Below are 26,928 nucleotides of genomic sequence, written 5' to 3'. Positions count from 1 at the left end.
TGACGTCGCTGAGCGTGAATGGCCACTGTATGCAACCATCCCGGTGCGGTAGGTCAAGTGTGAACAATTGTGAAGATGTGGTGAAGCTCACCCCGCGCATCAGTCCAGTTGCCATCCTCTGGTCTTAGCCGACCTGCCGCTCGGCCCGATCGCGAGCGCCGTACCCCCAGGCGTCGTCGTACCGGCATACTGACGCAATGGCGCTGACGGACGAGGCGATCGTCAAGATCAAAGGGATGATCACCTCGGGGGAGCTCGGGCCGGGGGACCGGTTGCCGAAAGAGGCGGATCTGGCCGCGCGGCTGGGGTTGTCGCGGAACTCGCTGCGGGAGGCGGTCAAGGCGCTGACGCTGGTGAACGTGCTCGACGTCCGGCACGGTGACGGCACCTACGTGACCAGCCTGGACTCCGCGCACCTGCTGGACGCGCTGAACTTCATGGTCGACCTGCACCGCGACGACTCGGTGCTGCAGTTCTTCGAGGTACGGCGCTTGCTGGAGCCCGGCGTGGCTGCCTTGGCGGCGGCGCGGATCGGGGCCGAGCAGCTCGCGGCGCTGCGGCAGTTGTGCGCGGATCTGCCGCCGGACGCGGGCGTCGAGGACCTGGTGGCGAACGACCTGCGCTTCCACCGCGGCATCGCCGAGGCGACTGGGAACCAGGTCGTCTGCTCACTGCTCGACGGAATCTCCGGCGCGACCCAGCGCGCCCGCATCTGGCGCGGCGTCACCCAGGCCGGCGCGGTCGAACGCACGCTCGCCGAGCACAGTGCCATCCTGGACGCCATCGAGCTCGGCGACGCCGAGGCGGCCCGGGCCTGGATGACCGCCCACATCGCCGGTGTCGAGACCTGGCTCCGCCAAGCTCCCTGACGACAAGCCCGGTAAAAGAGTTGATGGGTCCGGGAGGTCGCCCTAGAGTAGGTGCCGTCACATTCCCGACGACAGGGGTGCAGGTTGCGCAACTGAGGTCTTTCTTCCGCTGTTGATGACCGCTGCCCGGCTCTCGGGATGGTGCGGTCTCCTCGAAGACCTCTTTTGGAGCACCTGATGAGTCATTCCTTGTCCTGTACGGACCTCTTTTTCGCGTGGCCGGACGGCGACGTGCTGTTCGACGGGCTCAGCTTCGTCGCGGGACCGGTCCGGTCCGGGCTGGTCGGGCGCAACGGCACCGGCAAGTCCACCCTGCTCCGGCTGATCGCCGGCCGGCTCAACCCGCAGCGCGGGACGATCCGCGTCCAGGGTGAACTCGGCTACCTGCCGCAGGACCTCACGCTGGACACCTCGCTGCGCGTCGACGAGGCGCTCGGCATCGACGCGATCCGGCGTGCGATCACCGCGATCGAGTCCGGCGATGCCTCGGAGGAGAACTTCGCGATCGTCGGCGACGACTGGGACGCCGACGAGCGTTCCGAGGCGTTGCTCGGCAAGCTCGGTCTCGGCTCGATCGGCCTCGACCGGTCGGTCGGTGAGCTGTCCGGTGGCGAGACGATCCTGCTCGGCCTGGCCGCCGAGCTGCTGCGGCGACCCGACGTACTGCTGCTCGACGAACCGACCAACAACCTCGACCTCCGGGCGCGACAGCACCTGTACGACGCTGTCGACCAGTTCCGTGGTGCGTTGCTGATCGTCAGCCACGACCGCGAACTGCTCGACCGGGTCGACCAGATCGGTGACCTGCGCAAGGGCGACATCACCTGGTACGGCGGCAACCTGTCGGCGTACGAGGAGTCGATCGCGATCGAGCAGGAGGCGGCCGAGCGGATGGTGCGGGCGGCCGAGTCCGATCTGCGCAAGCAGAAGAAGGACCTGATCGAGGCCCGGATGAAGACGGACCAGCGCCAGGCTCGGGGGCAACGTGCCTTCGAGAAGGGCGGCATCCCGAAGATCGTGGCCGGCAACCTGAAGCGCAACGCGCAGGTGTCGGCGGCGAAGCACATCGGGATGCACTCCGACCGGCTGGAGTCGGCGCAGGACGCGCTGGCCGACGCGGAGGCGAAGGTCCACGACGACGACGCCATCCGGGTCGATCTGCCGAAGACCGCCGTACCGGCCGGTCGCGTCGTACTGCGGCTCGAGCAACACGAGCTGCGGACCGGCGCGCTGGTGGACCTGGAGATCCGGGGACCGGAGCGGATCGCCTTGACCGGGCCGAACGGCGCGGGCAAGACGACGCTGCTGCATTCGATCACCAGCGGTTCGCTGCCGGTGGTTCCGTTCCGCTACCTGCCGCAGCGGCTCGACCTGCTCCGCGACGACCTGTCGATCGTGGACAACGTCGGATTGCTTGCCCCCGGCATCGAGAACCAGGAACGACGGTCGCGACTGGCCAGGTTCCTGTTCCGCGGCCGGTCGGCGGATCAGCTGGTCAGCACGTTGTCCGGCGGCGAACGCTTCCGGGCGACACTGGCGGCCCTGCTCCTGGCCGAGCCGCCACCTCAGTTGCTGATGCTCGACGAGCCGACCAACAATCTGGACCTCGCCAGCGTCGCGCAACTCAAGGACGCCCTCGCGTCGTACCAGGGTGCTCTGATGATCGCGAGCCACGACCTGCCGTTCCTCCGCGACATCGGCATCACCCGCTGGCTCGAGCTCACTCCGGAGTCGCTGGAGACGATCGAGCCGCTGTAAAGCGCCAACTCGGTAAGCCGACGACCTGCCGCCTTCGGGTGGCAGGTCGTTCGTGCGTGTTGCGGAGGTCACCTTTGCGATCAATACCCCAGGGGGGTATGGTCAGAGCATGGATGAGCACGCGGGGCACGTGGAGCAGGCAAGTCATGCCGGGCACTCGGAGGCCATGGATCACTCGGGGCACGGCGGACATGCCGACCATTCCGGGCACGGTGGGCATTCCGGGCACGGGGATCATGCGGCGCAGTTCAAGGACCGGTTCTGGATCAGCCTGGCGCTGTCGGTTCCGGTGGTGTTCTTCAGTGCGATGTTCGCCGACCTGCTGGGGTACACGCGGCCGGACTTCGTGGGCGCGAGCTGGATCGCACCGATCCTCGGTACGGCGATCTTCGTGTACGGCGGGCGCCCGTTCCTGACCGGTGGCTGGGGCGAACTGAAGTCACGCCGGCCCGGGATGATGCTCCTGATCTCGATGGCGATCACGGTCGCGTTCGTGGCCTCGTGGATCACCACGCTCGGCATCGGCGGCTTCGACCTCGACTTCTGGTGGGAGCTCGCGCTGCTGATCGTGATCATGCTGCTCGGCCACTGGCTCGAGATGCGCGCGCTCGGCGCAGCCTCCGGAGCGCTCGATGCGCTGGCCGCACTCCTGCCGGACGAGGCGGAGAAGGTGACCGCCGACGGGGTGGTCGCGGTGGCGCTCCACGAGCTGGCGGCGGGCGACGTCGTACTGGTTCGTTCTGGTGGGCGGGTGCCGGCGGACGGGACGGTCGTCGAGGGGCAGGCCGAGGTTGACGAGTCGATGATCACCGGGGAGTCGCGACCGGTTTCGCGAGCCGTCGGTGACTCGGTGGTCGCCGGGACCGTTGCCACCGACAACGCACTCCGCATAGAGATCACCGCGGTCGGCGACGACACCGCGCTGGCCGGGATCCAGCGGTTGGTGGCGGAGGCGCAGGCGTCCTCGTCCCGAGCGCAGGCGCTGGCTGACCGGGCGGCCGCCTTCCTGTTTTACTTCGCCTCGATCTCCGGGCTGATCACGTTCATCGTGTGGTCGCTGCTGGGCGAGCTCGATCAGGCCGTCGCTCGGACCGTGACCGTGCTCGTGATCGCTTGCCCGCACGCGCTCGGCCTGGCGATTCCGCTCGTGATCGCGATCTCCACCGAGCGGGCCGCGAAGGCCGGCGTACTGGTCAAGAACCGGCTGGCGCTGGAGCGGATGCGTACCGTCGACGTCGTCCTGTTCGACAAGACCGGCACCCTGACCAAGGGCGAGCCCACCGTGATCGGCGTCGCGCCGGTGAACGGCGTGACCGAGGACGAGCTGCTGGAGCTGGCGGCCGCGGTCGAGGCGGACAGCGAGCACCCGTTGGCGCGGGCCATCGTCCGTACGCAGAAGGCTCACGTCCCAACCTTGGTGGCAACGGAATTCACCTCCCTCACCGGCCGCGGCGTACAGGCTGTTGTCGGCGGCAACGAAGTGGCAGTCGGCGGACCGGCCTTGCTGCGCGAGTACGACGTACCGGAACCGGCCGAGCTTGAGCCGCGGGTCGCGGAATGGAAAGCTCAGGGCGCGGCCGTTCTGCAGGTACTGCGGGATCGGCAGGTCGTCGGCGCGATCGCACTGGCGGACGCGGTGCGCGAGGAGTCCCGGCAGGCCGTGGATGCGTTACACCAAAGGGGTGTCCGGGTCGCGATGATCACCGGCGACGCTCACCAGGTAGCCGAGGCCGTGGCGACCGAACTGGGGATCGACGAGGTCTTCGCGGAGGTCCTGCCCGGTGACAAGGACGCCAAGGTCAGCGAACTGCAAGCCCGCGGCCTGAAGGTCGCCATGGTAGGCGACGGCGTGAACGACGCCCCCGCACTGGCCCGAGCCGAAGTAGGCATCGCGATCGGCGCAGGCACCGACGTAGCCATCGAATCCGCCGGCGTAGTCCTGGCCACCGACGACCCCCGAGCCGTCCTCTCGGTCATCGACCTCTCCCGAGCCAGCTACCGCAAAATGTGGCAGAACCTGGTCTGGGCCACCGGCTACAACCTCATCACCGTCCCGCTGGCCGCCGGCGTCCTGGCCTTCGCCGGCATCCTCGTCTCCCCAGCAGTAGGCGCCCTCCTGATGTCCATCTCCACCATCGTCGTAGCCCTCAACGCCCAACTACTCCGCCGCCTGAACCTCACCCCCCAAACCCACCCCGCCCCCTAGCCCCCATCCGCGCGCCAAGTGCTGGGTCGGCCGCGGTCACTCGGCTGGCCGTGCTGCCACCTGATGGGTTCCCCCATCAGGTTGTGGGTTCTGGACTCGCATGCGGGTCCAGAACTGACAATCTCGTGGGTGGACCCATGAGATGCGCCGGCGCAGGGGCCGGTACGGCGGAATGGGGTGGGCGAGCAGTGCTTTGGGGAGGTGAGGCAGGGGGGTGCCTCTTCCCGGACGGCAGCCAGTGCCCGGCAACCACAAGCAACGGGAACGCGGGAACCGGCGTCGCTTGTCGGACGGCAAGCGACGCCCGTCAGCCGTAGGCAACGGGGACGCGGGAACCAGGCTCGCCATCCACCCCAGCTACTGCGGCGGCCGGCCATGTTGTCTTCAGATCGGCCGGTCGCGGCGAGGAACCACAAACCGACGTCCCCGGCTGAGGCCTTTCGGTCTGTACCCCGCCCGACCGCCGAAGGCGGTCGACTGAAGCGCACGGCGAGCTGAGCGGATGGCTGAGCCGAATTGCGAGGCCGGCGACCGCGATCCCGCTCCCTGAGCCGAACCGGCCTGTGGCTGAGGTGCAGGATCTCGCGCTATCCGGTGGATTGTGGGTGCCCCGTGACGAAAATCCACCGGCTAACGAAACCAGACGGCCGATACCCCGTTAGCCGGTGGATTTTGGGTGGTGGGTGCCTGTTGCGTTTTGACGGCTGTTGCTCCCCAAACCGGTTCGGGGAGCGAGATCGCGGCAGGTGGTCGGTCGCGGTGGGCTGAGGGCTTTGCCTGGACAGGAACCCCTCCTCCCCGAAGGTGCTCGTCCGGTCCGTCCGCTCGGATTCGGCCGGCGACGTACGCGGTGGCTGGTCGCCGCGGCGGCCGGATTTACTGAAGCAGTGTGGCTTGGGCGGTCTTCGGCTGAGGGGGATGGTGCGGTCGGTGACCGCGGTTCCCCGTTGCTTGTGGTTGACGGGCTGTGGTTGCGGCCAGCGATGAGGAGGCCTGTCAGGTGATTCGCCGCCGTGGTTGTCCAGTGCGGTTCGGGTCGGCTGCCAGCGTGCGGAATTTCACTGGATATCCGTTCAAATGGGCCCTTCTCTGCTCAAAATGTGAGGGGAGAACCAGCAACTTGCGGGGAGATCCCCTCGTTCTCCTGGGACCGCAACCGAAGCCCGGAAGCTCAAACAGCCGGCACGCGGTCACCGGCCTCGCCATCCCCCTCAACCACAGACCACGCCCACCTAGCACTTCAGTAAATCGGCCGCCGCGGCGACCAGCCACCGGGTACGTGTCCGGCCTGTCCGGTGCGGCGCGAATCGGGGGCACACCAACCACCTCTGCGGGGATCTGCTGCCACCCAGAGACAGCAGATCCCCGCAAACACGTGGAAACCCCGCCCAGCCACAGATCCACGGAGACCTACTGCCAAATACCGGCAGCAATCATCCGTGAACCCGCTCCAACCCCGACCAGTCACCGGATTGCAGGCACCAACGCCACGCCGATTCTGCAACAGCCTCCCCGTGACGAAAATCCACCGGCTAACGAAACCGAACGGGCGATACCCCGTTAGCCGGTGGATTGTGGGTGCCCCGTGACGAAAATCCACCGGTTAGTGGGACAGGGCGGCTAGTTGGGTGGGGTCGTGGGCGGAGAAGATGGTGAGGGGGCCGGATTGGTGGAGGGCGGCGAGGTGGGCGTGGTTGGCTCGGACCTGGGCGGGGTTGAAGGCGACCAGGCGTTCGTTGATGCGCAGCGGTAGCGGGACCGGTCCGCCGTCGAGCGTTCCGTGGTGGTAGAAGGCGTCGCCGGCGTGCACCAGCCACTCGCGATCGTTGTGGACGGCAACGGCTGCGTGGCCGCGGGTGTGACCGACCAGCGGAATCAGCACCACCCCCGGCAGCACCTCGCGGGCGGCAGCGAATCCGTGCCACGGTTCGCCGTCCGCCGGATGCTCGACCAGCCGCGGTCCGTGCGCCCACTGCACCGCCCGGTACCGCTTCCGCTCCTTCCACGAAGGCGAGTGCACCGCACCCCGCGCCTCAGCCGCACTCACATGTACGGCGGCCGCCGGGAAGTCGTCCAATCCACCGACATGATCAAGGTCGAAATGCGTCAGCACCACATCCCGTACGTCGTTCGCCGCGAACCCCAACCGCTCGATCTGGCGGATCGCGGTCTCGGCCGGATCGAGCGCCGGCCGGATCAACCGCCGTACCGGACCGAGCCGGGAAGGATCGGCGATGTCCGCCAGCCCGAATCCCGAGTCGACGAGCACCAACCCACGGTCCGACTCGATCAGCAGCACATGGCAGATCAGCGGCGCGCCGGGGAAGCGGAGCGAACCGCAGTTGAGATGGTGGACGCGCATCAGCGCGGTGCGGTCAGTAGTTCGGGCCGGCCGATCTGCAGCACCAGCGAGGCGGTGTCGAAGTAGACCCGCTCGAGCGTGATCCGGTCCCCGGTGAAGAAGAACACCGCGATCACCGGCACCCGGAACGCCTTCCCCGTCGGCGGCAGCCCGTAGAACTCACCCAGGTTCGTCCCCAGCAGGTCGAACTCGACGATCACCGAATCCGCGGCCGCGTGGAACCGGGCGTTCTCGTGCCGCTGGTCCGGGAACGCCGTCCGGGTGAGCGTGTAGTACGCCATCACCTGCTCGGCGCCGTCGAAGGTCTGTCCGGTCGGCACGATCTCGTACAGCGGATGCCCGTCGAAGGTCGCCAGCGTCAGGTCGAACTCCTGGGTGACTTCGGTGTCCATGTGCTCCTGGATCACCGCGATCCGCCGGGCGGCCAGGTCAGCGTCCACGCTCAGTTCCATGCCCGGCAACCTATCCGATGTCATGAACCGGCGACCGGCTCCGACGTGTCGGGTGCAGGCCTTCGCCGAAGGCTCCGAGCGGGAGAAGAACAGTGGAAGCTCTGAGCGTGATGATCGTGACGAAACAACTCGCCGACGATATCCGGGACTCGATGGACGGCCGGCCCGAGCAGCCGTTCCGCGACGTACCGAAGCGCCGCCGGTCGGGTGCCTCGGCGGCGCGACGGTGGTGGGTTCAGCTGGTCGGAGCGTCGGCGCGCAACAGGCCGGTCGACTTGAGATCGGACCACAAGGAGGCCGGGAGCTCCGCCTGATCCAGCGCCGCGTTGATCTGGACCTCTTCAGCGTTCCGGCAGCCGACCGCGATGCCGGCGACGGCCGGGTGGAAGCGCGGGAAGGCCAACGCGGCCTGGGGCAGCGTCACCCCGTGCGACTCACAGACGTCCGCCAACTCATTTGCCTTCGCGATCAACGCCGCATCGGCTGGCGCGTAGTTGAAGGTGGTGTCCTGAGCGGGCCGCGGCTGCGAGAGCAGGCCGGAGTTGAAGACGCCGACGGCAATCACCTGTACGTCGTTCGCGAGGCAGGCGGGCAGTACGTCGTCCAGGCCGTCCGGGTCGATCAACGAGTAGCGACCGGCCAGCATGATCACGTCGATGTCGATCTCGGTGACGAACCGGGTGAGCATCGCGGTCTGGTTCATGCCGGAGCCGATCGCGCCGATGACGCCTTGGTCGCGCAGCTCGATCAGCGTCGGGAAGGCGGTCGCCACGGCCTCGTCGTAGTGGTCGTCCGGGTCGTGCACGAAGACGATGTCCAGGCGGTCGGTGCCGATCCGGCGCAGCGAGTCCTCGATGCTGCGCAGGACGCCGTCCCGGCTGTAGTCGAAGCGGCGGCGACGCTTCGAGACAACTGCGAAGCCGTCGGTGTCCGGTGCCTCCGTGTCGGCCTCGTAGATGATCCGGCCGACCTTCGAGGACAGCACGTACTCGTCGCGCGGCTTGCCGGCCAGGCCGCGACCGAGCCGCTCTTCGGCCAGCCCGAGGCCGTAGTGCGGCGCGGTGTCGAAGAAGCGCCAGCCCGCGTCCCAGGCCGCGTTCACGGTAGCGACCGCGTCGGCTTCGGTGACCTCGGTCCGCAGACCAGCCAGCGGTGCTCCACCTAGGCCGATCTTCAGGTCACCGAAGATGTTCACACTCATGAGCGCGCCGCCGGGAGGCGCAGGTTCTGCATGCCGCCGTCGACGGCGATCGCCGTACCGGTGGTTGATCCGGCCAGCGGACTGGCCAGGTACGCGATCGCCTGGGCGACCTCATCGGCCGACACCAGCCGGCCCATCGGCTGCCGCGCCTCGAGGGCGGCCCGCTCAGCCTCGGGGTCAGCCGCAGCGTCGAGCAGGCGGCCGACCCACGGGGTGTCCGCGGTGCCCGGATTCACGCAGTTCACCCGGATGCCTTCGCGGACGTGGTCCGCGGCCATCGCCATCGTGAGGGCCAGGACAGCACCCTTGCTGGCGGAGTACAGCGCGCGGTTCGGCAGGCCGGCGGTGGCGGCGATCGAGCAGGTGTTGACGATCGCGGCCGCGGTCGACTTGCGCAGGTACGGCAGGGCGGCGCGGGTGACGCGGGCGATCCCGACCACGTTGACGTCGAGGACGCGGTGCCACTCGTCGTCGTCGTTCGCCGAGACGTTGCCCTGGGCGCCGATCCCGGCGTTGTTCACCACGATGTCGATCCCGCCGAGCTGCAGCGCGGCCGCGGCGACCGCGGAGCGCACCGAGCCGTCGTCGGTGACGTCGGCGGCGATCCCGGTCAGCGGCTCGGGGACATCGGGTTTCAGGTCGAACACGACCACCCGCGCGCCGCGAGCGGCCAGCAGGGTGGCGGCCGCGAGCCCGAGGCCCGACGCACCACCGGTCACCACAGCCTTGAGGCCGGCGAAAGTGTTGTCTTGCGGGCCAGTCACTGGTTCTCCTTAGTGAGGTCGTTCCAGATCTTGCCACCCGGGTACCGGAAGTCGGTCAGCGTCTCGGCATCCATCTCGGCGCCGAAGCCCGGCTTCACCGGTGCCACGTAGTGCCCGTCCCGGATCACGACCGGGTCCAGGAAGTGCTCGTGCAGGTGGTCGACGTACTCGATCACGCGATCCTCGACCGACCCGCTGACCGCCACGTAGTCGAACATCGACAGGTGCTGGACCAGCTCACACAGTCCTACCCCACCCGCGTGCGGACACACCGGTACGCCGAACTTCGCGGCCAGCAGGAGGATCGCGATGTTCTCGTTCACCCCGGCGACGCGGGCACTGTCGAGCTGCAGCACGGCCAGCGAACCGGCCTGCAGCATCTGCTTGAAGACCACCCGGTTCTGCACGTGCTCACCGGTCGCGACCCGGGTCGGGGCGATCGCCTTCGCGATGGTCGCGTGGCCGAGGATGTCGTCCGGGCTGGTCGGCTCCTCGACCCACCAGACGTCGTACGGGGCGAGGGCCTCGATCCACTGGATGGCGGGGCCCACATCCCAGCGCTGGTTGGCGTCGATCGCGATCCGGATGTCCGGGCCGACGGCCTCGCGGGCCAGCCGCATCCGGCGGATGTCGTCGTCGAGGTTCGCGCCGACCTTCAGCTTGATCTGGGTGAACCCGTCGGCGACCGCCTCGTGGCACAGCCGGACGAGTTTCGCGTCGTCGTACCCGAGCCAGCCCGGTGTCGTCGTGTACGCCGGGTAGCCGCGCTCCCGCAGGAGTGCCTCGCGCTCGCCCCGCCCGGTCTGGGCCTTGCGCAGAATCTCCAGCGCCTCGTCCGGAGTGAGCGCGTCGGTCAGGTAGCGGAAGTCGATCAGGTCGACGATCTGCTCGGGAGTCAGATCGGACAGCAGCTTCCAGAGCGGGACGCCGGCGCGCTTGGCGGCCAGGTCCCACACCGCGTTGACGACCGCGCCGATCGCCATGTGCATGACGCCCTTCTCCGGGCCCAGCCAGCGCAGCTGCGAGTCGTGCACGAGCGACTTCCAGAAGGCGCCGAGGTCGTTCAGCGTCGCGTCCAGGTCGAGCCCGACCACGTGGTCGCGCAGCGCGTGGATCGCGGCGGTCTGGACCTCGTTGCCGCGGCCGATCGTGAACGCGAACCCGTGCCCCTCGAGCCCGTCACCGGCATCGGTACGCAGGATCAGGTACGCGGCCGAGTAGTCGGGGTCGGGGTTCATCGCGTCGGATCCGTCGAGGTCCAGCGAGGTGGGGAAGCGGACGTCGTACGTCTCTAACTCGGTGAAACGTGCCATGGAGTGACCCGATCTGGTGCGGAGGGCGGTCTGTCCGACGAATCCTATAGGATATGTGGCACCTTCGGCAGGGGGTGGACCGCTACAGTCGCCCCATGACCGCGCTGCGCCTGGGCCGACGCACTTTCGGGGCCGGTGAGTTCGCCGTGATGGCGATCGTCAATCGGACTCCGGACTCGTTCTTCGACCGGGGCGCGACCTTCGCCACGGACGCGGCGTACCAGGCGATCGACCAGGCGGTCGCGGACGGTGCCGATCTGGTCGACATCGGTGGTGTGAAGGCCGGGTACGGCGAACCGGTCAGCGAGGATGAGGAGCTGCGGCGGACGGTCGATTTCGTGGCCGGGATCCGCGACCGGCACCCGTCGCTGGTGATCAGCGTGGACACCTATCGCAGTGGCGTCGCCCGGCGGGTCGTGGAGGCCGGGGCCGACCTGCTCAACGACACCTGGGCGGGGTCTGATCCTGATCTCGTCTATGCCGCGGCCGAGTTCGGCGCTGGGCTCGTCTGCAGCCACGTCGGCGGCCTCTCGCCGCGCACCGACCCACACCGGATGGCGTACGACGACGTGGTGGCCGACGTGATCCGGACGACGACCGGGCTGGCCGAGCGCGCGGTCGCGGCCGGGGTGCGGCCGGACGGAATCCTGATCGACCCGACGCACGACTTCGGCAAGAACACCCTGCAGTCGCTCGAGCTCACCCGTCGCCTGGACGAGTTGGCCGCGACCGGTTGGCCGGTGCTCGTGGCCGTGTCGAACAAGGACTTCATCGGCGAGACGCTCGAGCTGCCCCCAGGACAGCGCGGGAACGGGACGCTGGCCGCGTTGACTGTCTCGGCCTGGCTTGGTGCCCGCGTGTTCCGGGTACACGACGTACCGGCCGCACGTCAGGCGCTCGACCTGGTCGCTGTACTGCGCGGCACTGCCCAGCCCGCTGGAACCCGAAGGAGCCTGGCTTGATGCGCCAACTGGACGAACTCTCGGACGACGAACTGATCGAGGTCTACCGGGTCGACGACCGTTCGGTCCCGCATCTGCGGGCGAACTTCGTCAGCAGCCTGGATGGCGCGGTCGAGATCGACGGCCAGTCCAAGGCGTTGTCGAGTGACTCCGACAGTCGCGTCTTCAGCATGGTCCGTCGGCTGGCCGACATCGTCCTGGTCGGCGCCGGAACCATCCGCGACGAGGGCTACACCCCGCTGCGGCTGTCGAAGGCCAGCCGCGAATGGCGGACGGCGAACGGCCTGGCCGAGAACCCGACTCTGGCGGTCGTCTCGTCGCGGCTCGAGCTGAGCCCGGTGAACCCCATCTTCCGATCAGCCGAACGCCCGATCGTCATCACCCATGAAGCCTCCCCGCCGGACCGCCGCGAAGCGCTCGCCGAGGTCGCCGACCTGTTGGTGCTCGGTGATGCCGAGGTCGATCTGCCCGCGCTTGTCCAGGAGTTCGCCGATCGCGGTAAGCCGCAGATCCTCAGCGAAGGCGGCCCGCACCTGCTGGGCAGCCTCGCTGCCGCCGACCTGGTCGACGAATTCTGCCTGGCCCTGGCGCCCCTCCTGGCCGGCCCCGGCTCCGGCCGCGTCACCGCCGGCCCGCCCACCACGCTGACCCGCCGGCTGAAACTCGCCACTACTGTCGTCGCCTCCGACGACTACCTCTTCTTCCGCTACCTCCGGGAGTCCTGACGTGCCCGTGGTTTTTGCCGCCGTCTGCCCGCACCCGCCCCTGCTCGTTCCCGAGGTAGCCACCGGTGCTGCCGCTGACCTGGACACCCTCCGCGCCGCCTGTCTAACCGCGGTGGATCAGCTGGCGACCGCCGACCAGGTGGTCGTCGTGGGTTCCGGGGTTGAACGAACCTACGAGGGTTCAGTTGGTGGTGGGTTCGGCGCGTACGGCGCTGCGTCGGTTCGGTTCGGCGATGGGCCTGCGGTGCTGCCGCTGTCGCTGGCGATCGGTGGCTGGCTGCTCGAGCAGTCCAAGGCTGCCGGCGTACCGCGGAGCTATCGGGCGATCGACCCGGCGACGCCGCCTGCGGCCTGCGTGGACCTTGGTCGATCCATTGCTCAGGGCAACGATCGGGTCGGGTTGCTGGTGCTGGGCGACGGCGCTCCTCGGCGCAGTGAGCACTCGCCGGTGCATCTGCATCCGCGCGCGGAGATCTTCGACAGCACGGTGGCGCGAGCCCTCGCGGCGGCGGATGCCGACGTACTGGCTGCGCTCGATCCGGATCTGGCGGCTGAGCTCCAGGCGGCCGGGCGTGCGCCCTGGCAGGTGCTCGCGGGCGCGCTCGGTGGCCTGCAAGGCCAGCTGCTGTACGACGCTGCGCCGTACGGTGTCGGCTACTTCGTGGCGTCGTTCACTTGATGACGTCGTCGTCGAGTTGGGCGAGGCCCCACTCGGTCCAGTCGAGCAGTGCGGGCAGGGTCCGGCGGCCGCGCTCCGCGGCGAGGCGGCCGAAGGAGAGCGGGTTGTCATGCCACTCCGGCCCCGCCAGGGCGACCTGCGCTTCGATGCCGGCAAGTCGTCGGCGCGCCTGATCGGCGTACTGCTGCAGGAACACGCGCGCCTCGGCCGGCTCGAGTGATCCGACCATGAACAACCGCAGGGCGGCCGCGCTGCGGATGAGCTCGTCCTCCGGCTCCAGGATCCAGCGCCGCAGCTCGACCCGGCCGGTCTCGGTGATGCCGTAGGTCTTCCGGCCGCGGGAGGCCTCGCCGACGACCTCGATCAGGCCGGCCTCGGTCATCTTTCGTAGCTCCGGATAGATGTGGCTGTGCGAGGCGTGCCAGGCGAACTGGCTCAGCTGCTCGAACGCCTTGGTCAGCTCGTAGCCCGTGGCGGGTTCCTGGTCCAGCAGCCCGAGCAGTCCGTGACGCAACGACATGAACGGACCGTACCATGACATATGTACTGACTGACCTGTACAGCTTGACACTAATCCACCGTACGACGCACTGTGGATCCCATGGTGGATGTGCTGGTAGTGGGAGCAGGGCCGACCGGATTGACGCTCGCCCTGCAGCTGAGTCGCTGGGGTCTGGCGGTGCGGGTGGTCGACCAGGCGGACGGTCCGCAGCAGGGCGGCCGCGGGTTCGGGATCAAGCCGCGGACGCTGGAGGTGTTCGACGCCCTCGGGCTGGCCGATCAGTTCCTCGCCGCCGACGGAACCGCGCACCGGACGAAGGTGTATCTCGGTCAGGCCCTGCTGACAGACTTCACGACCAAGCAGGACGCACCGGCTCCGGCTCGGCCGTTCCCGAACTACGTGGCGCTGCCACAGTGGCGGACTGTGGAGATCCTCCGGGCCGGTCTGGCCGCGCAGGGCGTCGAGGTGGAGTACGGCGTGACGCTGGCGAGCTTCACCGATCACGGGTCGTCGGTCAGCGTGGAGTTCGCGGACGGCTCGCGCGCCAGTACGGCGTACCTGGTCGGCTGTGACGGTGGCCGCAGCACGGTCCGCAAGCAGCTCGGGATCGGCTTCGCGGGTAGCAGCGACACCGCGCGAGCCATGCTGGCAGACGTCGATGTGACCGGGCTCGCCGACCACGCCGTCCACCTGTGGGCTTCTGACCAGCAGATGCTCGTGCTCCGGCCGTATCGGGAGGGCGAGCCCTGGCAGGCGGTCGCCTCGCTGGGAGATGAAGCTGAGCCGTCGCTGGAGTGGTTGCAGCAGACGGTGGTCGAGCGGACCGGCATCCAGGATCTCCGGGTGAGCAATCTGCGCTGGACCTCGGTCTGGCGCTACAGCCTGCGGATAGCCGACCGGTACCGCGTCGGACGAGTGTTTCTCGCAGGCGATGCCGCGCACGTCCACAGCCCGTTCGGTGCGTTCGGCATGAACACGGGTGTGCAGGACGCGAACAATCTGGCCTGGAAGCTCGCACTGGTACTGCAAGGGGCCGGTGAGGAGCTGCTGGACACGTACGAAGCCGAGCGCCTGCCAGTGGGCCGGCAGGTCCTCGAAGAGAGCGACCGTCGGTTCTCGTCAGCCACTGCGCCGCCGCGGATCCTGCAGCCCTTCCTGCGCTTCCTGGTCAAGCCGTTCCTGGTCCGGCTGAACAGGCGCGGTCGCACGGACCATCCGTCGTACCCGACATCTCCACTGACTGTTCCGGGTGCAGGTGGCAGTGCGCCGGATGGAGTCGGTCTGACCGCGGCTGGGGAGAAGGTGCGGCTGTTCGAGCTGTTCCGGCACCCCGGATTCACCGTGCTGGCGTTCGGGGTCGACGTACCGGTGCTGCCCGGTCCAGTGCGCGGGTTCGTCGTCGGACGGGATCTGATCGATGTCGACGGCAACATCCGCCGCAGCTACCCGAAGCGTGCCTATGCGCTGATCCGGCCGGACGGCTACCTCGCGTCGCTCACCGATGACGCCGCTGAGCTCGAGTCCTACCTACGCCGCTGGAGCAAGTGACTCGACCGGTACGTCCGGCCAGCGCTCTGCGGTGGCGGCGAGATCGTCTCGGCCCGCTGCGCGCAGCTGCTCGACCAGCTCGCCCCGAGCAGCCTGTACGACGCCCGCTGCGGCCTCGGCCGTGTCATGCGGACCCGACCAGTTGCAGACCGCATCCCCGGCGTACCAGCCCGAGCTTGTACGCCGCACATGCGCCGCTGCGAGTCGACCAGCGGGAAGTGTGGTGGTCGCGAGCTCGATGACCGCCTCAACCGCGACAACCGGCGCAGTGAGGTCAAGCAGCGGCCGGAGCTCGACCGCATCCGTCAGCACGAACTCATAGCCGGCCGGAGCGCGTTCCGCGAGCCAGGACAGGGCTTCGGCGGCTGTCTGCTGGAGAAGCGCCGGGTCAGCGAGCGTGTGCACACCGCACTGCCGGGTGTGGGTCGGGCGCAGCTCGTTCTGCCACAACCGGACCTGCAGTTCGTCGCGACCGGACAACCGCCGGCCCAGAATGCGCGCCAGTCCGACGACGTCGAAATTCAGCTCGTCAGGAGTGCGCTTCCGTCCCGGCTCGAGTGGCATGCCCGGCAGTGTCCCCCGAGTGGTCCACGGCCCGACATGCCACCGAGTCAGAACAGTCACCCTACGACCCTAAGGCTTGGCGGGTGCATCCACACCAAAGGTCTTGGCGAGGTCGGTGAGGATGGACCAGGCGCCCTGCAGGCCGACCGCGGTCATCCAGGTCAGGTCCGGGACCTCGTGCACCTTCGGGGCGAGCGGCTTCCAGAGCGGGTTGGCCTTGAACTCGGCGGCGGTCTTCGCGCCCAGGCCCTTGTCGTCGGAGTAGGTGGTGACGAAGATCGCGTCCGCGTCGGCGTCCTTGATCCGCTCCGGGCCGATCTCGAGCGCGAACCCGTCGACGTCCTGCGACTTCGGCCGGGCGATGCCGGCGTCCTTCAGTACGATGCCGGAGTAGGTCGCCTTCTGGTACAGCCGGGTCGGGCCGTCGAGGAAGCGGACCACCGAGACGGTCGGGTTCTTCGCCTTCGCGTTGATCGCGGCGCCGACGGTCTTGGCCGCGGCCTCGTACGACGCGATCTCCTTGTCGGCCAGGGACTCCTCGCCGAGCGCCTTGCCCTCGAGCCGGATGTTGTCCTTCCAGGTCGGCCCGGTGGTCTCCGACATGATCGTCGGCGCGATCTTGGAGAGCTGGTCGTAGAGCTTCTCGTGCCGGACCTTGGCGGTGATGATCAGGTCCGGGTCGAGGTCCGCGATCTTCTCCAGGTTCGGCTCGGCGAGCGTGCCGACGGCCTGGGCGTCCTTGCCGAGCGTGTCGCGGTCGGTGCCGAGGTAGTCCGGCAGCTTGTCCTTGATGCTGCGGTAGTCGGTGTAGCCGACGACCGGGGTGTCCAGGATCAGCGTCGCGTCGACGAAGCTCGCGTCCAGGGCGACGACCCGCTTCGGCTTGGCCGGGATCTCGGTCTTGCCCATGGCGTGCTCGACGGTCCGCGGGAAGCCGGCGCCGGTCGAACCCGAGGCCTCCGGAGCCTTCCCGTCGTCCGACGAGCCGCAGCCGGCCAGGGCCAGCGCCGCGACAGCGAACAGGGCGGTGATGCGACGCAGGCCGGGGCGGTGGGGCGGGGAAGGTATCGGCGCAAGCACGGGTTACTCCAGGTAGGGTGTCTGACGACCTCTGACTAGTAAGGCAACCCTAACCTATGTCGCCCTCGGCTCGGCGCGCCGCATCCCTTGTGGTGCTGGCGGTCGTCCTCGTGCTGGTCTTCGTGGCCAGCCTGGCTTTCGGCTCCCGCTGGCTCGGTCCAGGCGCGCTGTGGCACGCGATGACGGCCAACAACGGCTCCGACGCCGACGTGATCGTCCGTAGCCTGCGGGCGCCGCGGACGATCGTTGCCATCCTCATCGGTCTGTGCCTTGGCGTCGCCGGGGCGCTGATGCAAGGCCACACTCGCAATGCGCTCGCGGAGCCGGGCATCTTCGGGGTGAGCTCCGGCGCTGCGTTTGCAGTAGTCCTGGGGTTACAGACCGGAGTGGTCGAGTCGGTCGGGTCCACCGTGTGGGTGGCGCTTGCGGGCGCGCTGGTTGCGACGTACGGCGTTCAGCGGCTCGCGTCGCGGGGGAGTGGTGCGACTCCGGTCGGGCTGGCGCTGACGGGTGCTGCGGTCGCCGCGATGCTCGGTGCGATGACGTCGGCGATCGTGTTGCTGGACAGCAACACCCTGGACGGATACCGCTTCTGGGCGGTCGGATCGGTGGCAGGGCGCGGCCTGGACGTTGCTGGTCAGGTGCTGCCGTTCGCGGTGATCGGTCTGGCGCTAGCCGCGTTCAACGCGCGTGACCTCGACCTGCTCGCTCTGGGCGACGATGTAGCTGCAGGACTCGGGCTGTCGATCCCCAGAGCTCGTCTGATCGGGCTGGGCGCGATCGGCTTGCTCACTGCGGCCGGAGTGGCCGCGTGTGGCCCGATCGGCTTCCTGGGCTTGCTATCCGGTCACGTTGCTCGGCAGATCTTCGGCTCTCGCAACACCTGGTTGATTCCAGGCGCCGGGCTGGTCGGTGCGAGCGCCATGGTGCTCGCAGACCTGGTCGGCCGGCTGATCGGCGGTGCGGGCGAGGTGCAGGCCGGTGTGGTGCTCGGCATCGTCGGTGCGCCCCTGTTCGTGCTGGTGGTACGTCGCCGGGCGGTGGTGCTGTGAAATCGCGCACTGTCGTGCTGAGCCTGCTCTTCGCGGTGCTGGCCATTGTCGTTGCCCTGCTGTCGTTAAGCATCGGTACGTCGAAGGTGCCGGTCGCCGACGTGATCGACGTACTGCTCGGTGGTGGGCGCCGTGGGCAACGGCTGATCGTGCTGGAGCTGCGGTTGCCGCGCGTCGCCACCGGACTGCTCGTCGGGATCGCGTTCGCGGTCTCTGGTGCACTACTGCAAACCCTGTCCCGCAACGCGTTGGCCAGTCCGGACATCGTCGGGGTGAACTCGGGTGCGTCGGCCGGGGCGGTCGCAGTGATCGTGCTGGCCGGCTCCGGCGGCGGCAACATCTCGGGCTTCGCGGGCAAGGTGGGGATCCCACTGGCTGCCATCCTCGGCGGACTACTCGCGACACTGATCGTGGGTGCGTTGTCGGTCCAGCGCGGTCAGGTCGACGGTGGGCGGGTAGTGCTGATCGGTGTCGGTATTGCGGCCGCAGCGAACTCGCTGGTCGCTTGGATGCTGGTGATCGGCGATGTGAACGACGCGGGCCGGGCTGCGGCCTGGCTGGCCGGTTCACTCAACGCACGCGCCTGGAGTGACGCCATCCCGGTGCTGATCGCGGTGGTGGCGCTGTTGCCGGTAGCAATCATGTTCAACCGGGACCTGTCCGCCATGGTGCTCGGCGACGATGTCGCCTCCTCGCTGGGCGTGCGCGTAGCCCGCATTCGCCTGCTCCTGCTGATCGTGGCGACGGTACTGGCCGCTATGGCGACTGCCGGCGCCGGTCCGATCGCTTTCGTTGCTCTGGTCGCTCCGCAGGTCGCACTGCGGCTGACCCGGATGGAGCGCCCGCCGCTGGTGACGTCAGCCCTGCTGGGCGCAGTGTTCGTCGTACTGGCTGATCTGATTGCGCGCAACGGCCTGGGCTGGCTCCACTTCGGTCCCTACGAGTTGCCCGTCGGCGTGATCACCGCCGCGGCCGGAGCGCCGTACCTGCTTCACTTGATCGGTCGCCAGCAGAAGGGGCGTTGATATGCACGTCGAGAACCTCACTCTGGCGTACGGCGCGGATGCGCCGGTGGTGTCCGGATTGACGCTGGAAGTGCCGGCTGGGCGGTTGACAGCGATCGTCGGGCCGAATGGCTCTGGCAAGTCGACGCTGTTGCGCGGGATGAGCAGACTGCTGCCCCCGCAGAGTGGTCAGGTGTTGCTGGACGGGGAGGACATCCACAAGCTGCCTGCTCGCGAGCTGGCGCGCAAACTCGGCGTACTGCCGCAGGGGCCGGTCACTCCGGAGGGCATCACTGCGGCTGAGCTTGTTTCGCGTGGTCGGCATCCGCACCGCGGTCTGTTCGGGCGGCTGACGTCCGAGGACGACGCAGCGATTGACCAGGCGCTGGCTGCGGTGGAGCTGACCGAACTGCGGGACCGTCCGGTCGATCAGCTGTCCGGCGGGCAGCGGCAGCGGGTCTGGATCGCCATGGTGCTGGCCCAGGGGACTGCGCACCTGCTGCTGGACGAGCCCACGACGTACCTCGATCTCGCGCACGCAGTGGACGTGATGAACGTGGTCCACGCCGCTGCGCATCTCTCCGGCCGCACAGTGGTGGTCGTGCTGCACGATCTGACGCTGGCAGCCCAGTACGCCGACCACCTGGTGGTGATGGGCGCCGGTGCGATCGCCGCCGAGGGACGTCCGGCCGCCGTACTGACCGAGGCGCTTCTGGACGAGGTGTTCGGGCTTCAGGCCACGGTGGTGGAGGTCGGTGGCGCACCTGTGGTGGTGCCGGATCGTAGGCTTGCTGGGTGACCCCCTCCGTTCGCTCCCTCGTGGACACCCTGGCCGACTCGGTCGACTGGTTGTCCGTGCGGACTGCGGACGCCGTACCGGGTCCGGAATGGATCTCCTGCGAACAGGTCATCGCTGAGCAGCAGGCCGGTGGTGATCCGACTCTCGGCTGGCGTAGCCGGGTGGCGGCCGACTATGCGCGTGAGCACGCCATTGATCCACCGGTCCAGGTCGCCGCGATGTTTACGCTGATGTGGTACGTCCAGGTGCCCGCGCTGGTGGCCGGAGTGCTCGGTGCAGCCGTCGGCGTCACGCCGGAGGTTTCACCTGCGGCATTGGCGTTTCGGGTACACCCGAAAGCGCATTACCCGGTCGAGGTCGCGCTGCTGTCCGACCGCGTCGTACCGGTTGAGACCACTGCTGTGCAGCTCAAGGACCACGCCAAGGCGTTCCTGGACTCGTTCCGGCCCGGTGTGAAGATCAGCTCCTTGCAACGGTTCGGAGCGGTCGACGACGAGGTGCGGTCCGCCCTTCGCCTGCCAGCACAGGCGCCGTACGCCGATGAAGCGGCTGCGGCCTTCGGAGTTTCGCTGGAGCAGAAGCTGCGGACGTCGTGCTGCTACTTCTACGTGTTGCCGAACGTCAACGCCTGCACGACTTGTCCCAGATTCCGCTGAATGGTCTATACCAACAGCATCTGATGCATTGCCGGGTCGCTGACTGGCCTTGAGGCTGTCTGGCATGCGGTGGATGCGAGTAGTGACAGCAGGCGCGCTCCTGGTGACAGCGGTCGCCCCGGTGCCGATGGCACAGGCACGGCAGGCAGCTGGTGCGAGACCGGGTATGTGGACCGAGACGGCGTACAACTCGGTCTTCAAGGACAGCGGGCGATCACCCGAGGCCCGTGACTACATCCAGCTCGACACAGCCAAGAACGACTACGAGAGTGCGCAGATCGTGCTGCGCGGCCCGGCTGCCTTCACGGTGAAGTCGGTCGACTTCACCCCGCTCGTCGGCGCCTCCGACGTGATCCCGGCCGCCGAGATCACGTACAACCCGGTCGGTTACGAGTACCTGAACAAGAATTCGATCTTCGACACCTACGGCAGCCATCAGCCCGTCTACCCGGTGACCCGGACCGCCCCGGGCGACTTCCCGGACCGGTTGCTGAACGAGAAGACGATCGCCGTACCGGCCGACCAGACCCAGTCGATCTGGGTCCGCGTGCACGTACCGGCCAAGGCGAAGGGCGGGCGCTACCTCGGCCTGGCGACCGTGCGGACCAGCAACGGCGACCTCCGGGTGCCGATCACGCTGGACGCGCGCAACGTCGTGATCCCGCCGGCCGAGCAGAGCGAATTCACCCAGACGATGTGGACGAACTTCCTCGGGCTGACCTCCTGGGACCCGCAGGCCGGTGACACGGTCAAGCTGTTCTACGGCTACGACCGGTACTCGCCGGACTGGTGGCAGCTGATCGACAACTGGGCCGACATGATGAAGCAGAACCGGCAGAACAACCTGCAACTGCCGTTGATCAACCTGCTGACCGACGGCGGCAGCAGTGTCGATGCGGCCGGCAACTACACGTTCAACTTCAGCAGGTTCGACCAGGTCGTCCAGCGCTTCCTGGACAAGGGCGTGGTGAACCGGCTCGAGGGCTTCACCGGTGCCGGGGAGCAGACCAAGGAGCGGAACCCGGACTGGCCGAACTGGTTGATCGAGGTCACTCCGAAGGAGACCGGTTCACAGATCCCCGACTACCTGCCGTGGGACTCCGCGCAGGCGCAGACCTGGTACTCGCAGTTCTACCCGGCTCTGAAGGCACACCTGGACGCCAAGGGCTGGACCCCGATGTACTGGATGCACGTCGGTGACGAGGCCAACGGCGCGGCCGCCGAGAAGGCCTGGCTGGGGATCAGCGACCAGCTCCGCAAGTACTTCCCCGGTGTGAAACTCGGTGACACCTCAGCGGGCGGCTCCGGACCGTTCGTCGCCCAGCGGTCCGACATCGTGATCCCGAACACGTACTTCTACACGTACGACAACGCGACCTACGACAACGAGCGGCGCAAGAATCACAAGGAGCTGTGGTTCTACAACTGCAACATCCCGGTCGGGAACCATCTGAACAGGTTCGTCGACCAGCCGGAGTGGAGTCAGCGGCAGACGATGTGGTTCGCCTATGGCAAGGGTGCGACCGGCTATCTGCACTGGGCCTACGGGAACTGGCAATACGCGATGAACGATCAGGAGGTCAAGGGCGACGGGTACATCGTCCGCCCCGACAAGGCACACCACACGATCGAGTCCTCGCCACGGTACGAGTCGCTCCGGGACGGGCTGGAGGACTGGGAGGTGCTCAACCTGCTGGGGAAGACCAACCCCGGTCTGGCGCACGACCTGGCCACCAGTGTGGTCCAGCAGAGCGACATGTACTCACCTGACGTGGACTACATGCAGCGGATCCGGCGGATCGCGCTGGATGCGGCCGCCGGCCGTCCGGTGACAGCCAAGGACCTCGCCCGGGCCAAGACCGCCACCGCGTCCAGCGGTGACGCGAGGAAGGCAGTGGACGGCAAGAGGTCCACCGCCTGGCAGCCGGCGTCCGGCACCGGTACGAACTGGACCCAGGTTGATCTGGGCCAGCAGGCGCAGGTCGACGCGGTTCGGCTGCACTGGGGCAGCACGTGGGCAAGTAAGTACCGGGTGCTGGTTTCCTTCGACGGGACGAAGTGGGCCGAGGCCGGTGCCCGCACCGACGTTCCGGCGAGTCAGGACGACCTGGCCAAGCCCGGTGGGGACGATCTGATCGGTATCAACGCGAAGGCCCGGTACATCCGGATCGAGGCCACCGCGTCCAGTGGCGGGGCGACGCCGTACGAGCTGACGGATCTCGAAGTGTCCGGCACCCCGCTGGCGCGGCAGAACATCGCCGCTGGGAAGGACTACGAGCGGACCGATCCGTGGGGCCGGTTCCCCGACGCGGCCAAGACCGAGGCGACCGACGGTGTGATCGGTGACAACTGGGGTGACGGCAAGAGCTTCGGCTACGAGCTCCCGGCCGTCGGCAGCAGCGTGCATCCGGTCGTGAACCTCGACCTCGGGCGCCCGCAGAAGGTCGGCACCGTCCGGGTGCACGCCTACGAGGACTATCCGGACTACCGGCCGGACCAGATCACCGTCTACACCAGCACCGACAACGTCAACTTCACCGAACGCGGACGCCTCGGCACCGTGAACGGCGCGTCCAATGTCTGGTACGACGTAGGCTTCGCGCCGGCGACCGCCCGGTGGGTGAAGGTCGTGTTCGACAAGACCATGCAGAACGGCAACCAGAGCGCGCTGTTCATCGACGAGATCGAGGCGTACGGCGCCAGGGCAGGCGGATGACGTGATTTCAGCCTCTGCCGAATGGTCTATACCAACAGCGTCCAAAGGATTGCCGCGCCGCCGGCCGGCCCTGAGGCTGTCTGGCATGCGGTGGATGCGAACAGTGATAGCAGGCGTACTCCTGGTGACAGCGGCAGCCCCGGCGCCGGTGGCACAGGCACGGGAGGCGGCCGGTGTGCTTCCGGGGATGTGGACCGAGACGGCGTACAACTCGATCTTCAAAGACAGTGTCCGGTCGCCCGAGGGCGCCGACTCCATCAAGCTGGACACGGCCAGGAACGACTACGAAGGCGCCCAGATCGTCCTGCGCGGCCCACAGGCGTTCACCGTCAACAGCCTTGCGTTCACCGATCTGGCCGGGCCGGCCGGCCAGATCCCCGCGAGCGAGATCACCTACAACCCGGTCGGCTACCAGTACCTGGAGGCGAACTCGAACTTCGCCGGGCAACCGATCTATCCCGAGTTGCGCCACGGGGCGGGCGACTACCCGGACCGGTTGCTCAATGATCCGGGCATCGCCGTACCGGCCAACCAGACGCAGTCGATCTGGGTCCGGGTGCATGTTCCGGGCGCGGCCGCGGGTGGCGTCTACAGCGGTCGCGCGACGGTGCGGACGACGGCCGGTGACCTGAGTGTGCCGATCTCGGTGAACGTGCGCGACGTGCTGATTCCGCAGGCGGACCAGAGCGAGTTCACCAACGTGATGTGGACGAACTTCCTCGGTCTCACGTCGTACGACATGCAGAAGGGTGACACGGTCAAGCTGTTCTACGGGCACGACCGGTACTCGCCGAAGTGGTGGGAGCTGATCGACAACTGGGCCGACACGATGAAGAAGTACCGGCAGAACGACCTGCAGCTGCCGTTGATCAACCTGCTGACCGACGGCGGCAGTTCGGTCGATGCCCAGGGCAAGTACACGTTCAACTTCAGCCGGTTCGACCAGGTTGTCCAGCGGTTCATGGACAAGGGTGTGGTGAAGCGGATCGAGGGATTCACCGGCGCCGGGCACCAGGGCCGGAAGGGGCTGCCGCGTTACCCCGAGTGGCTGATCGAGGTCACTCCGAAGCAGACCGGTTCCCAGAAGCCTGACTACCTCTTCTACAACGACCCTGAGGCAGCCAGTTGGTACGCCCAGTTCTATCCGGCGCTGAAGGCCCACTTGGACTCCAAGGGCTGGACCGACAAGTACTGGATGCACGTGGGTGACGAACCGGACCGGGATCTCGGCGGCGACGCCTGGTTCAAGATCATCGCCAAGCTTCGCCAGTACTTCCCTGGCGTCAAGGTGGCGGACCCGGCGGTGAACGCCACGGCCGCGGAGGTGGTGCAGAACTCCGACTTCGCGATCCCGAACCTGCACACCTACACGGACAACCCCGCACCCTTCGACGCGGAGCTTGCCAAGGGCAAGGAGTTGTGGTTCTACAACTGCAACATCCCGGTCGGCAACCACCTGAACCGGATGATCGATCAGCCGCAGTGGAGCCAGCGGCAGACGATGTGGCTGGCCTACGGCCGCGGTGCCACGGGCTACCTGCATTGGGCTTATGGCAACTGGCAGTACACCATGAACGCGGAGAACGGGATACGAGGCCAGGACGTGAAGGGCGACGGTTACATCGTCCGCCCGGACGTCGCGCGCAACACCTTGGAGAGCACACCTCGCTACGAGTCGTTGCGCGACGGGATGGAGGACTGGGAAGTCCTCAACAAGCTGGGCAAGACCGATCCCGGCCTGGCGAAGGACCTCGCGACCAGTGTGGTCGAGCGTAGCGACAGGTACTCCCCGGACGTCACCTTCATGCAGCAGGTTCGGGCGATGGCGCTGGATGCCGCGGCGGGTAAGCCGATCGTGGCCAAGGACCTCGCGAACCTGAAGAAGGCGACGGCGTCCAGTGGCGACGCGACCAAGGCCGTGGACGGCAACAGCTCGACCAGCTGGCAGCCGACGGCCGGTAGCGGTACGAACTGGGCCCAGGTCGACCTCGGCCGGCAGGCCCAGATCAGCGGCGTGCACCTGCGCTGGGGCTCGACGTACGCGAACAAGTACCGCGTGCTCACCTCCTTCAACGGCACGAACTGGGCGGAGGCGGCCAACGTCACCGGTAACGGCGGGGACGACTTCTCGGGCCTGAACGCCAAGGCGAGATACGTCCGCGTCGAGGCGACCAGCTCCAGCGGCGGCGCGACGCCGTACCAGCTGCTCGATCTCGAAGTCGCGGGTGACCTGTTGCTGCAGCAGAACCTTGCGGGCGGCAAGTCGTACGTCGGTGCCACCGCACCGTCGGGCGCCTACCCCGACAGCGGGCGGGAAGCGACCGATGGTGTGCTGGGCGACGAGTTCGGTGACGGACGGACGTTCGGCTACACAGTGGGGAACGGGAAGTACATCGCACCCGTCGTGCCCATCGATCTCGGTTACCCGCAGTCCGTCGGCACCGTCCGGCTCCACGCCTACCAGGAGTACCCGGACTATCGGCCGGACATGATCACTGTCGCCACCAGCATGGACGGCGTGAACTACACCGACCGTGGTCTGCTGAGCTTCGTCAACGGTGCTTCACGCATCTGGTACGACGTGGGCTTCGCGCCGGTGACGGCACGGTTCGTCCGGGTCACCTTCGGCAAGACCGGTACGGCCAAGGGCACTGTCGAGTTCGTGGACGACATCGAGGTCTACGGAGCAGGCCCGGGCGGAGCAGACGTGGTACCGGGCGCTACGGCGTACCGGTGGAACGAAGCAGGCGGCGCAGGGCATCAGGTGATCTTCGGGCCCTCCACTACCGGCACGATGTCGAGGTGGGACTGGTCCGGTGCGGCCGGGCTCAAGACCGCCGACTGGGGTGGCGGTCCGATCGCCGGGAAGACCAGCGGGTACGCCTGGTACAACCAGCAGCACGCAGTGGCCCGCAGTACGACGGGGAAGCTGCTGCACTGGTGGTGGATCGAGGGGGAGACCGCACCACACACCGCGGACTGGGGCGGTGACGCTGCGGGCGACCCGACCGCGGTGGTGTGGGCCGGGCAGCAGCATATTTTCGCTCGGTCGTCCTCCGGTGACCTCACGCATTGGTGGTGGGACCCGGCGGACAGCGAGCTCCGTATCGACAAGTGGGGTGGTGCTCCGGGGCCGATCGTCGGCACACCGTCGACGTACGTGTGGGGCAACCAGCTGCATGTGGTCGCCAGAGGCGCGAACAACCACCTGTACCACTGGTGGTGGGTGACGGGTGAGTTCGAGCCGCACTTCGCCGACTGGGGTGGTGAGGCCTATTCCGACCCGACGTCGTTCGTCTGGAACGGACAGCAGCACGTGTACACCCAGGCGGCTGACGGTCAGCTGTTCCACTGGTTCTGGGACGCGGGTAGCGGTCTGAACCTGGTCAAGTGGGGCGGTGCGCCGGGCAAGTTCGTGGGGGCGCCGTCCTCGTTCAAGACTGCGACCCAGCAGCACGTGGTGGCGCGCGGTCCGAACAACACCCTCTACCACTGGTGGTGGGACCAGGGCCTGGGCGTCGTGCAGTGGGAAGACCGCGGCGGTGAGGTGTACTCCGACCCGGTCGGCTTCGCCTACGAGAACCAGCACCAGTACTTCGCCCAGAGCAAGACGAACACCCTGGCGCACTGGTGGTGGGTCCCCGGTGACCCGAACAACGGCTGGCATTACAACGACTGGGGCGGGAGCGTGAAGTACCCGACGTCGTGATCGCTGA

The 26,928-nt window shown here is 67.8% G+C and carries 21 protein-coding genes; 13 read left to right on the top strand and 8 right to left on the bottom strand.

Translation table 11 applies throughout. The annotated features are described in order from the left end of the window. Positions 1-197 precede the first annotated feature (197 nt). The 3 genes from OG474_RS05115 (at position 198) to OG474_RS05105 (ending at position 4,833) form a co-directional block, all read left to right on the top strand. Positions 198-869 (top strand): FadR/GntR family transcriptional regulator, encoded by a 672-nt coding sequence (locus OG474_RS05115; protein WP_405061025.1) that lies wholly within the window; start codon positions 198-200, stop codon positions 867-869. 177 nt (positions 870-1,046) lie between these two features. Then, entirely contained in the window at positions 1,047-2,627 is a 1,581-nt protein-coding gene (locus tag OG474_RS05110) for an ABC-F family ATP-binding cassette domain-containing protein (RefSeq protein ID WP_405061024.1), read from the top strand. Between the two features lie 109 nt (positions 2,628-2,736). Further along, positions 2,737-4,833: a copper-translocating P-type ATPase gene (locus OG474_RS05105; protein ID WP_405061023.1), complete on the top strand. Its 2,097-nt coding sequence runs from the start codon at positions 2,737-2,739 to the stop codon at positions 4,831-4,833. Between the two features lie 1,603 nt (positions 4,834-6,436). On the opposite strand, the gene OG474_RS05100 is transcribed toward OG474_RS05105, so the two are convergent. From OG474_RS05100 to OG474_RS05080, 5 genes are all read right to left on the bottom strand, one after another. Next, a complete protein-coding gene (locus OG474_RS05100; protein ID WP_405061022.1) occupies positions 6,437-7,195 on the bottom strand; it encodes an MBL fold metallo-hydrolase in 759 nt (252 codons plus the stop codon). Then, a complete protein-coding gene (locus OG474_RS05095) occupies positions 7,195-7,647 on the bottom strand; it encodes an ester cyclase (protein ID WP_405061021.1) in 453 nt (150 codons plus the stop codon). Before OG474_RS05095 ends, OG474_RS05100 begins: the two co-directional genes overlap by 1 nt. A gap of 235 nt (positions 7,648-7,882) precedes the next feature. After that, positions 7,883-8,848, bottom strand: a complete 966-nt coding sequence (locus tag OG474_RS05090) for an aldo/keto reductase (RefSeq protein ID WP_405061020.1) — start codon at positions 8,846-8,848, stop codon at positions 7,883-7,885. Continuing rightward, positions 8,845-9,612, bottom strand: a complete 768-nt coding sequence (locus tag OG474_RS05085; RefSeq protein WP_405061019.1) for an SDR family NAD(P)-dependent oxidoreductase — start codon at positions 9,610-9,612, stop codon at positions 8,845-8,847. Before OG474_RS05085 ends, OG474_RS05090 begins: the two co-directional genes overlap by 4 nt. Next, on the bottom strand, positions 9,609-10,925 hold the full coding sequence (locus OG474_RS05080) for an L-fuconate dehydratase (protein WP_405061018.1): 1,317 nt from the start codon (positions 10,923-10,925) through the stop codon (positions 9,609-9,611). Before OG474_RS05080 ends, OG474_RS05085 begins: the two co-directional genes overlap by 4 nt. Positions 10,926-11,020: 95 nt before the next feature. On the opposite strand from OG474_RS05080, the gene folP reads away from it, so the two are divergent. Genes folP through OG474_RS05065 form a run of 3 tightly spaced genes read left to right on the top strand, consistent with a single transcriptional unit; the run spans position 11,021 to position 13,291 of the window. Further along, positions 11,021-11,887, top strand: a complete 867-nt coding sequence (gene folP, locus OG474_RS05075) for a dihydropteroate synthase (protein ID WP_405061017.1) — start codon at positions 11,021-11,023, stop codon at positions 11,885-11,887. Continuing rightward, on the top strand, positions 11,887-12,612 hold the full coding sequence (locus OG474_RS05070) for a pyrimidine reductase family protein (protein WP_405064543.1): 726 nt from the start codon (positions 11,887-11,889) through the stop codon (positions 12,610-12,612). The genes folP and OG474_RS05070 overlap by 1 nt, the downstream gene beginning before the upstream one ends. 1 nt (position 12,613) lies before the next feature. Further along, on the top strand, positions 12,614-13,291 hold the full coding sequence (locus OG474_RS05065) for a hypothetical protein (RefSeq protein ID WP_405061016.1): 678 nt from the start codon (positions 12,614-12,616) through the stop codon (positions 13,289-13,291). Here the strand turns inward: OG474_RS05065 and OG474_RS05060 are convergent. Further along, a complete protein-coding gene (locus OG474_RS05060) occupies positions 13,284-13,811 on the bottom strand; it encodes a PadR family transcriptional regulator (RefSeq protein ID WP_405061015.1) in 528 nt (175 codons plus the stop codon). The two genes, OG474_RS05065 and OG474_RS05060, sit on opposite strands and share 8 nt — an antisense overlap. Positions 13,812-13,892: 81 nt before the next feature. On the opposite strand from OG474_RS05060, the gene OG474_RS05055 reads away from it, so the two are divergent. Beyond that, on the top strand, positions 13,893-15,341 hold the full coding sequence (locus OG474_RS05055) for an FAD-dependent monooxygenase (protein WP_405061014.1): 1,449 nt from the start codon (positions 13,893-13,895) through the stop codon (positions 15,339-15,341). On the opposite strand, the gene OG474_RS05050 is transcribed toward OG474_RS05055, so the two are convergent. Then, positions 15,321-15,965 (bottom strand): hypothetical protein, encoded by a 645-nt coding sequence (locus tag OG474_RS05050; protein WP_405061013.1) that lies wholly within the window; start codon positions 15,963-15,965, stop codon positions 15,321-15,323. The genes OG474_RS05055 and OG474_RS05050 overlap by 21 nt on opposite strands. A gap of 9 nt (positions 15,966-15,974) precedes the next feature. Beyond that, positions 15,975-16,985, bottom strand: coding sequence for an ABC transporter substrate-binding protein (locus tag OG474_RS05045; protein ID WP_405061012.1), 1,011 nt, complete (start codon positions 16,983-16,985; stop codon positions 15,975-15,977). A gap of 56 nt (positions 16,986-17,041) precedes the next feature. On the opposite strand from OG474_RS05045, the gene OG474_RS05040 reads away from it, so the two are divergent. From OG474_RS05040 to OG474_RS05015, 6 genes are all read left to right on the top strand, one after another. Further along, positions 17,042-18,037, top strand: a complete 996-nt coding sequence (locus tag OG474_RS05040; protein WP_405061011.1) for a FecCD family ABC transporter permease — start codon at positions 17,042-17,044, stop codon at positions 18,035-18,037. Then, positions 18,034-19,062 (top strand): FecCD family ABC transporter permease, encoded by a 1,029-nt coding sequence (locus OG474_RS05035; protein WP_405061010.1) that lies wholly within the window; start codon positions 18,034-18,036, stop codon positions 19,060-19,062. The genes OG474_RS05040 and OG474_RS05035 overlap by 4 nt, the downstream gene beginning before the upstream one ends. A 1-nt stretch (position 19,063) precedes the next feature. Further along, positions 19,064-19,840: an ABC transporter ATP-binding protein gene (locus OG474_RS05030; protein WP_405061009.1), complete on the top strand. Its 777-nt coding sequence runs from the start codon at positions 19,064-19,066 to the stop codon at positions 19,838-19,840. Beyond that, positions 19,837-20,496: a (2Fe-2S)-binding protein gene (locus OG474_RS05025; RefSeq protein WP_405061008.1), complete on the top strand. Its 660-nt coding sequence runs from the start codon at positions 19,837-19,839 to the stop codon at positions 20,494-20,496. Before OG474_RS05030 ends, OG474_RS05025 begins: the two co-directional genes overlap by 4 nt. A gap of 73 nt (positions 20,497-20,569) precedes the next feature. Continuing rightward, the gene (locus OG474_RS05020) at positions 20,570-23,212 is read left to right on the top strand and encodes a glycoside hydrolase domain-containing protein (protein ID WP_405061007.1); all 2,643 of its coding nucleotides are present in this window, start codon (positions 20,570-20,572) and stop codon (positions 23,210-23,212) included. 94 nt (positions 23,213-23,306) lie between these two features. After that, complete coding sequence (locus tag OG474_RS05015; protein WP_405061006.1) at positions 23,307-26,921, top strand: glycoside hydrolase domain-containing protein; 3,615 nt, start codon at positions 23,307-23,309, stop codon at positions 26,919-26,921. Positions 26,922-26,928 lie beyond the last annotated feature (7 nt).

Source organism: Kribbella sp. NBC_01505, assembly GCF_045040285.1.
Taxonomy (GTDB): domain Bacteria; phylum Actinomycetota; class Actinomycetes; order Propionibacteriales; family Kribbellaceae; genus Kribbella.
This window is presented reverse-complemented; position numbering and strand designations above follow the sequence as displayed.